The organism is Pseudomonas sp. GXM4, from assembly GCF_008923895.1.
In the GTDB taxonomy this organism is placed as follows: domain Bacteria; phylum Pseudomonadota; class Gammaproteobacteria; order Pseudomonadales; family Pseudomonadaceae; genus Aquipseudomonas; species Aquipseudomonas atacamensis.
The window spans coordinates 1-8,157 of record NZ_WBRZ01000245.1; the positions used below are offsets into that span (position 1 = coordinate 1).

An 8,157-nucleotide genomic window follows, 5' to 3' on the forward strand; every position below is an offset into this window, starting at 1 on the left:
TCTTGCGTCCGACTACAAACCCTGTGGGAGCGAGCTTGCTCGCGAAAGCGTCCTGACATTAAACAAGTATCTTCCTGATTGACTTCCTATTGCCCAGACGCCTTCCTGGTCTTCTTCGCCGGCGCCGCCTTACTGCTGGATTTGGCCTTGGACTTGGCCGGTGCCTTGCCGCCGAGGCTGCGCTTGAGCAGTTCGGTCAAGTCGATAACATCGGCAGTCTTGCGTTCTTCCTCGCCAGTGGCGGTCTCAACGTCCTCGATCTTGCCTTCGTGGGCTTTCTTCTCGACCAGCGCCATGATCTTGTCTTCGAACTCGTCCTTGTAGTCTTCAGGCGACCACTCCGAGGTCATGTCCTCAACCAGACGTTTGGCCATGTCCAGCTCGCCCTTGGCCAGTTGCGGTTTGGTCACTTCGCTGCCCAGCGCAAGCTCATCGAGGCTGCGCACTTCCTGCGGCCAGCGCAGTTTCACCAGAACCAGCGCCGACTCCAGCGGCATCAACGCGGCCAGGTATTGACGGGTATGCAGGACGACGCGAGCGAGGGCGACCTTGTTGGTTTTGCTCAGGGTTTCGCGCAGCAACGCGTAGACCTTGCCGCCGCGCTTGTCTGGCGCCAGGTAGTAGGGCGTATCGATGTTCTGCAGCGGAATCTGCTCGGCATCGACGAACGAGAAAATGTCGATGGTCTGCGTGGAAACCGGGTGCGCCGAGCGGATTTCTTCCTCGCTGAGCACCACATATCGGCCCTTTTCGTAGGCCACGCCTTTGACGATGTTCTCTTTGGTGACTTCCTTGCCGGTGACCTTGTTGATGCGTTTGTAGCCCACCGGGTCCATGCTGCGGCTGTCGAGCCAATCGAAGTCCACGCCTTGGGACGACGTCGCTGAAACCAGCGCCACGGGGATGTGTACCAGTCCAAAACTGATTGCGCCTTTCCAGATTGCCCGAGCCATGACCTGTCCTCCGAGTGATGATCAGGTGACCCGTGGCGCGGCGAGAAAGTTTCCAGTGATTGCGCGGCTTCCAGCGGTACGGTCAAGCCGTGTTACATGTTGTTTAAGGCACGAGGGTTAACAAATCCGAACCCACGGCGTAGCGTGGGCTCCAAGGCTCTAGTCCACGCACATCGAGAGGTATTTCCCATGAACCGGTTTCTGATTGGCATCGCCGTCCTCGCCCTCAGTGGCGGCCTGGTTCATGCCGATGTCGTGCTGGCGCAAAGCCCTACCGGCAACAGCAACAATCCCTACAACAGCCCGATCCGCCGGGCCAATCCCAACAGCATGCAGGGCACCCAGCCCAGCGCTCCGCCCCTTCGCGGGCCGAACACCGTTCCCGTGCCACGTCAGCCGACCGTTGAAAATCGCGGCATCGGCAATGGCCAGCCAATTCGCTCGGTGCCGAGCAATCCGCCAACCTTCATTCCCAACCCGCCCCCACGGGGCACCGGCAGCAACCGTTGAACGGCAGGACTGATGTTCTGTCAGCCTTTCACACGAACAAAAGGAATCGTGCATGTTGCGTAAAACCCTACTAGCTACCTGCTGCGCCGCCGCGCTGATCAGCGCCCCGGCCTTCGCCGCCGCGCCCAAGGAGCTGAAAAGCGAACAGGGCATTCTTGAAGTCACCACCATTGCCCAAGGCCTCGAACATCCGTGGGCGCTGGCATTTCTGCCTGATCAGAAGGGCATGCTGGTAACCGAACGCCCGGGTCATCTGCGCGTCGTCAGCAAGGACGGCAAACTGTCGGAGCCGATCAGTGGCGTGCCGCAAGTCTGGGCTAAAGGGCAGGGCGGGTTGCTTGATGTGGCGCTGTCGCCGGACTTCAAGCAGGACCGTATGGTCTATCTGTCGTATGCCGAAGGCGGTGGTGAGGGCGGCAAGGCTGGTACGGCGGTAGGGCGCGGACGGCTTTCCGATGACCTGAAGACGTTGAAGGACTTCAACGTGATCTTCCGTCAGGAACCGAAACTCTCAGTGAGCAACCACTTCGGTTCGCGGCTGGTGTTTGATCGCGACGGGTATCTGTTCATCACCCTCGGCGAAAACAATGATCGGCCGACTGCGCAGGACCTCGACAAGTTGCAAGGCAAAGTCGTACGCATCTTCCCGGACGGCAAAGTGCCGGACGATAACCCTTTCGTTGGCCAATCCGGTGTCCGGCCTGAAATCTGGTCCTATGGCCTGCGCAACCCGCAGGGCGCGGCGCTCAACCCGTGGACCGGCACGCTGTGGGAGAACGAACACGGGCCACGTGGCGGTGACGAAGTGAACATCATCGAGCGTGGCAAGAATTATGGCTGGCCGTTGGCGACCCATGGCATCAACTACTCGATGCAGCCCATCCCGGAAGCCAAGGGCAAAACTGCTGAAGGCACCGTGGCGCCGCATCATGTCTGGGAAAAATCCCCCGGGGTTACCGGCATGGCGTTCTATGACGCGGATCGCTTCACCCCGTGGCAGCACAACGCGTTTATCGGCGCACTGGTGTCCCAGGAATTGATTCGCCTGCAGTTCGATGGCGATAAAGTCGTCCATGAGGAGCGTTTGCTGGGCGAGTTGAACAAGCGCATACGCGATGTGCGCCAAGGGCCGGATGGCTATCTATATGTGCTGACGGATGAGGAGAATGGCTCGCTGTACAGGCTGGGGCTGAAATAAGCCAATCGATCGTTCCCACGCTCTGCGTGGGAATGCAGCCCGGGACGCTCTGCGTCCCAAAAGATCGCAGCCTTCGGCTGCTCCCCAATGAGCCGCGCCAGTCAGTCCCGCATTTGGCCGAACCGCCGCCCCGTTGCCTTGTTATAGTTCGGGCCTTATTTCCCAGCCCGGTAAAGGATCACTGCCATGACTCAATACTCCGCCTTCAGCGTCGAACTGGCCGACAACATCGCGCATGTGCAGATCAATCGCCCGGAAAAGATCAACGCAATGAACGCGGCTTTCTGGAGCGAGATTGTCGAGATCTTCCAATGGATCGAGGATACCGACGAAGTCCGCGTGGTGGTCCTCAGTGGTAACGGCAAGCATTTTTCATCGGGCATCGATCTCATGATGCTCGCCGGTGTCGCCAACGAGCTGGGCAAGGACGTGGGCCGCAATGCGCGCCTGCTGCGGCGCAAGATCCTCAATCTGCAAGCCTCGTTCAACGCCGTCGACAACTGCCGCAAACCGGTGCTTGCTGCGATTCAGGGCTATTGCCTGGGCGGGGCGATCGATCTGATCTCGGCTTGTGACATGCGTTATGCCGCCGAGGACGCGCAATTTTCCATCAAGGAAATTGACATCGGCATGGCCGCTGACGTCGGTACGCTACAACGGTTGCCGCGAATCATCGGAGACGGCATGCTGCGTGAACTGGCTTACACCGGTCGCACCTTTGGCGCCGAAGAAGCACGCAGCATGGGCCTGGTCAATCGCGTCTACAGCGACAAAGACACACTGCTCGAAGGCGTGTTCGGCATTGCCCGTGACATCGCTGCGAAGTCGCCGATCGCCGTGACCGGTACCAAGGAAATGATCAGCTACATGCGCGACCATCGCATCGACGATGGTCTTGAATACGTTGCCACCTGGAACGCCGCCATGTTGCAATCCACCGATCTGCGCGTGGCCATGGCCGCCCACATGAGCAAACAGAAACCCGAATTTCTGGATTGAGTTAACCATGATCTCTCGCTGGACCACTGCAGTACTCGACACCGATCAACCCGGCGGCTGGGCCGTAGCGCGCAGCCCCGAAGGCTTCCTGTTCGATGACAACGGCGCACTGTTTCCGCGCGAGTGGCTCAAGCGCCAGGACCTGTCGGTCCTCGCTGAGCATGGGATTGGTCATCTCGACGGTGAACCGGTCTATCTGCTTGAGTTGCGCAGCGTCAGCGATGTGCCCGGTTGCGGCTGGAAGGGGCTGCGGGCGTTCATGCTCGAAGGCGATCACACGCTGTACAAAGTGCTCGGTTACGCCGCACAGATCGGCACTTGGGCTCGCGAGCACCGCTTCTGCGGCAACTGCGGCCAGCCGATGACGCAAGTCCCGCGCGAACGGGCGATGTATTGCCAGCCGTGCGATCTGCGCAGTTATCCGCGCATCTCACCGAGCATGATCGTGCTGATCACCCGTGGCGACGAAATCCTTCTGGCACGCTCGCCGCGTTTCGTCACCGGGGTTTACAGCACGCTGGCCGGCTTCGCCGAGCCGGGGGAATCGGCCGAGGATTGCCTGATTCGCGAAGTTCGCGAGGAAGTGCAGATTGAAGTGAAGAACATCCAGTACATCGGCAGCCAGTGCTGGCCGTTCCCGCATTCGATGATGCTCGGCTTCCATGCCGAATATGCCGGTGGCGAAATTGCCTGTCAGGAAGACGAGATCGAGGACGCCCAGTGGTTCAACGTGCATGACTTGCCGCCGTTGCCGGCGTCGCGTTCGATTGCCCGTTACCTGATCGACGTCTACGTCGCGCGGCGCTTAGGCCACGCTGAACCAGTGCTGCCAGGCTAGGCGCACAGTCAGGCCAAGCACTACGGTGATGAACACTGGACGAATGAATTTGGCGCCGCCGCTGATTGCGGTGCGCGCGCCGAAGAAGGCCCCGACCATCACCGACAGGCCCATGCACAGGCCAATGATCCAGTCGACCTGACCGGAGAAGATGAACACCGACAGCGCTGCGATGTTGCTGACAAAGTTCATGCTCCGCGCCACGCCGCTGGCCTTGACCAGGTCGATCGGGTACAGCAGCAGACTGCTCACGGTCCAGAATGCGCCCGTGCCGGGGCCGGCCACGCCATCATAGAAGCCGAGGCTGAAGCCCTGGGTCGATTGCCATTTCTTTTTGATCGGCGCGTCGCTGTCCAGCGGCGCTTTCGGCGTGCCGCCAAACAGCAAATACAGGCCACAGGCGAAAACGATCACCGGTAGCATCTTGTTCAGCCACTCGGCCGGCAGGTAATGCGCAACCACCGCGCCAGTGAGCGCGCCGACCAGGGTGCCGACAATCGCGTGGGTCCACTGGCGTGGATGAAACAGTTTGCGCCTGTAGAAGGTGAAACTGGCGGTCGCCGAACCGAAGGTCGAACTCAGCTTGTTGGTGCCCAGCACCAGATGCGGCGGCAGGCCCGCCGTCAGCAGGGCCGGCGTGGTCAACAGACCGCCACCGCCAGCGATGGCATCGATGAAACCGGCAAGGAAAGCAACAGCGGCCAGAATGGCCAGGGTGGTGAGGTCAACGCTGAGTTCGAAAGGCATGGAGTCGGCTTATTCGGCAAGGCGCAGAACGTGGGCTGCGGGGAGGGCGGTTATGTTACCTGTATCCAACTGTTGCGGCGAGCCAGAGCATGCCGTCGTCAATTACAGTCTGGAATACATTCCTGTGTAGGAGCTGCCGAAGGCTGCGATCTTCCGGGGCGCGGAGCGCCCCCGCTGCTGCGCGTGGGAACGATCAAATCAAGATCAAAAGATCGCAGCCTTCGGCAGCTCCTACACAGGGGTGGGTTGGCTTTAGAGGCCGAGTTCACTCAGCCCCGGATGATCATCCGGCCGGCGGCCCAGCGGCCAGTGGAATTTGCGCTCGCTTTCCTTGATCGGCATGTCGTTGATGCAGGCATAGCGTTGGAACATCAGGCCGTGTTCATCGAACTCCCAGTTCTCGTTACCGTACGAGCGGAACCAGTTGCCGGAATCGTCGTGCCATTCATAGGCGTAACGCACGGCGATGCGCGTATCGGAGTAGGCCCAGAGTTCTTTGATCAAACGATAATCCAGTTCCTTTGCCCATTTGCGCGTCAGAAACGCCTTGGCCTCTTCGCGGTTGTTGGCGAACTCGGCGCGATTGCGCCACTTTGTATCGAGGGTGTAAGCGAGCGACACCTTCTCCGGATCGCGGCTGTTCCAGCCATCCTCGGCCAGACGCACCTTCTCGATCGCTGACGCATGGTTGAATGGCGGCAATGGCGGACGTACCTGGGCTGCAGTCGACATGTTCAATCTCCTGATTCATTTAATGTATGAACAACAAGTCCGGCTTATTAAGAGTTACAGGCCCAATAACTTTCGCGCCATGCATTGCGCATTATCGGCGGCACTGTGATCACCCATCACAAGCGCTACGGTAATGGCGCCTTCAATCAGGATCAGCAACTGTCTGGCCAGCAGTTGCGGATCCTCGGCGCCATATTCGGTACATAGCTCGCACACGTAGTCGAGCAGCTTCTGTTTATGTTCTTTGGCCACCAGCCGCACTGGATCCTGCGGATCACCGGTTTCGCCGCTGGTGTTGATAAAGGCACAGCCGCGAAAGCCTTCCGAGTCGAACCAGCCCTTGAGCACGGTAAACAGGTTGAGCAGGCGCTCGGCCGGGGTTTCGGCCTGATCGACAGCATGTGTGAACCAGTGCATCCAGCGAACATCCCGCCGTTGCAGGGCTGCGACCACCAAGGCGTCCTTATCGGCAAAGTAACGGTAAATGCTTTTTCTGGAGACGCCGGCGGTCTTCACCAGAAGATCCATGCTGGTGGCAGCGATGCCACTTTTGTAGATCAACTTTTCGGTGACATCCAGAATGATGTCGCGTGTCTCATTGCTGATTGATTCGTTCATGTGGCGAACAGTAGAACGAGCGTTCTCCTTGGTCAAGCGAATTTCTTCGGCGTCCATAAAGGCGCTTTGAATGATCGTTCCCACGCTCTGCGTGGGAACGATCAGGTTCCGGGCGTTCATAGACACTGACAAGACCCGGCGCAGACGATGGTGTAAGCTCTCAAACTCTTCGGAATCGAACCTTGCGAGCCTTATGCCGTTGCTTTTCAAACGTTCTCTGCTGCCCAAACTGCGCAGCTTCGCGCTGACCGCCGAGGCGGTGAGCATCCTGTCCAGTGCTGCTGAATTCCGACGCTGCCTGCTCGAGCAAATCGCCGCAGCGACGCAGCGCATCTACATCGTCGCGCTGTATTTGCAGCAGGACGAAGCCGGTCAGGAAATTCTCGATGCCCTGCACGCCGCCAAGCTCAAGCGTCCCGAGCTGGAAATCGCCGTGGTGGTTGACTGGTTGCGCGCCCAGCGCGGCCTGATCGGCGCTGGAAAACAGCCGGGCAACGCCGCCTGGTATCAGGACATGACCCGCACACATCAGAGCGAAGTGCCGATCTACGGCGTGCCGGTGCAGACCCGCGAGCTGTTCGGCGTGCTGCACCTCAAAGGCTTCGTGATTGACGACAAGGTGGTCTACAGCGGCGCCAGCCTCAACAACGTCTATCTGCACAAACTCGACAAGTACCGTTTCGACCGTTACCACGTGCTGCACAGTCGCGAGCTGGCGGATTCGATGCATCACCTGGTCAAGCATGGCCTGATCGAATCGAAAGCCGTGCACCGTCTCGACCTGCCCAACCTGCCGACTACCCGCAGCCTGCGCAACGACATCGGTGACCTGCGCAGCCGTCTCAAGTACGCGACTTACGACACCGGGGCCGGCAGCACAAGTAAAGAAGGGTTGTCGGTCACGCCACTGCTCGGCGTCGGCAAGAACAACCCGCTGAACAGGGCGATTCTCGAGCTGATCGCCAGCGCGCAAAAGCAGCTGACCATCTGCACTCCGTACTTCAACCTGCCCCTGGGCGTGATCCGTGAGATCAACCGCGCGCTGGCCCGTGGCGTGAAGATAGACATTGTGGTCGGCGACAAGACCGCCAACGATTTTTACATTCCGCCGAGCGAGCCGTTCAAGGTGATCGCTGCGCTGCCGTATCTATACGAAATCAGCCTGCGCCGCTTCGCCAAACGCCATCAGCACAGTATCGACAGCGGCCAGTTGAACCTGCACTTGTGGCGCGACGGCGACAACACCTATCACCTCAAGGGCATGTGGGTCGATCAGCGCTACACCTTGCTGACCGGCAACAACCTCAACCCACGGGCGTTCCGCCTCGACCTGGAAAACGCGCTGCTGATCGACGATCCGAAAGGCGAGTGGCTGGAGCCAAGGGCGAACGAGCTGGAGAACATCTTCCGCCATACCACGCGGATCGACAGTTTCCAGACCCTGGAGACACTGCCGGATTACCCGGCAGGGGTGGCGAAGTTTCTCAAGCGGGTGAGTCGGGTGAGGATTGAGCGGTTGCTGTACAGGATTGTCTTATCGATAAAAGCAAAAGATCGCAGCC

General features: G+C 59.5%; 9 protein-coding genes. 5 read left to right on the forward strand and 4 right to left on the reverse strand.

All coding sequences use genetic code 11. The features are described from left to right. Nucleotides 1-86 precede the first annotated feature (86 nt). Nucleotides 87-953: a Ku protein gene (locus F8N49_RS22420; RefSeq protein WP_151552651.1), complete on the reverse strand. Its 867-nt coding sequence runs from the start codon at nt 951-953 to the stop codon at nt 87-89. Between the two features lie 189 nt (nt 954-1,142). On the opposite strand from F8N49_RS22420, the gene F8N49_RS22425 reads away from it, so the two are divergent. The 4 genes from F8N49_RS22425 to nudC all read left to right on the forward strand — a co-directional run bounded on the left by F8N49_RS22425 (nt 1,143) and on the right by nudC (nt 4,498). After that, nucleotides 1,143-1,463 carry a hypothetical protein gene (locus F8N49_RS22425; protein WP_041480395.1) on the forward strand — a complete coding sequence of 107 codons (321 nt, stop codon included), beginning with the start codon at nt 1,143-1,145 and terminating at the stop codon, nt 1,461-1,463. Between the two features lie 52 nt (nt 1,464-1,515). Next, entirely contained in the window at nt 1,516-2,661 is a 1,146-nt protein-coding gene (locus F8N49_RS22430; RefSeq protein ID WP_122698300.1) for a PQQ-dependent sugar dehydrogenase, read from the forward strand. Nucleotides 2,662-2,847: 186 nt separating this feature from the next. Then, nucleotides 2,848-3,660 carry a crotonase/enoyl-CoA hydratase family protein gene (locus tag F8N49_RS22435; RefSeq protein ID WP_151552653.1) on the forward strand — a complete coding sequence of 271 codons (813 nt, stop codon included), beginning with the start codon at nt 2,848-2,850 and terminating at the stop codon, nt 3,658-3,660. Between the two features lie 7 nt (nt 3,661-3,667). After that, nucleotides 3,668-4,498: an NAD(+) diphosphatase gene (nudC, locus tag F8N49_RS22440; RefSeq protein ID WP_151552655.1), complete on the forward strand. Its 831-nt coding sequence runs from the start codon at nt 3,668-3,670 to the stop codon at nt 4,496-4,498. Here nudC and F8N49_RS22445 read toward each other — a convergent pair. The 3 genes from F8N49_RS22445 to F8N49_RS22455 form a co-directional block, all read right to left on the reverse strand. After that, nucleotides 4,466-5,245: a TSUP family transporter gene (locus tag F8N49_RS22445; protein ID WP_133337817.1), complete on the reverse strand. Its 780-nt coding sequence runs from the start codon at nt 5,243-5,245 to the stop codon at nt 4,466-4,468. The genes nudC and F8N49_RS22445 overlap by 33 nt on opposite strands. A gap of 252 nt (nt 5,246-5,497) precedes the next feature. Continuing rightward, nucleotides 5,498-5,977, reverse strand: coding sequence for a nuclear transport factor 2 family protein (locus F8N49_RS22450; RefSeq protein WP_110600631.1), 480 nt, complete (start codon nt 5,975-5,977; stop codon nt 5,498-5,500). A 54-nt stretch (nt 5,978-6,031) separates the two neighbouring features. Continuing rightward, nucleotides 6,032-6,595: a TetR/AcrR family transcriptional regulator gene (locus F8N49_RS22455; RefSeq protein WP_151552659.1), complete on the reverse strand. Its 564-nt coding sequence runs from the start codon at nt 6,593-6,595 to the stop codon at nt 6,032-6,034. Nucleotides 6,596-6,788: 193 nt separating this feature from the next. Here F8N49_RS22455 and pssA point away from each other — a divergent pair. Further along, on the forward strand, nt 6,789-8,157 hold a 1,369-nt coding region (pssA, locus tag F8N49_RS22460; RefSeq protein ID WP_151552657.1), incomplete at its 3' end, for a CDP-diacylglycerol--serine O-phosphatidyltransferase.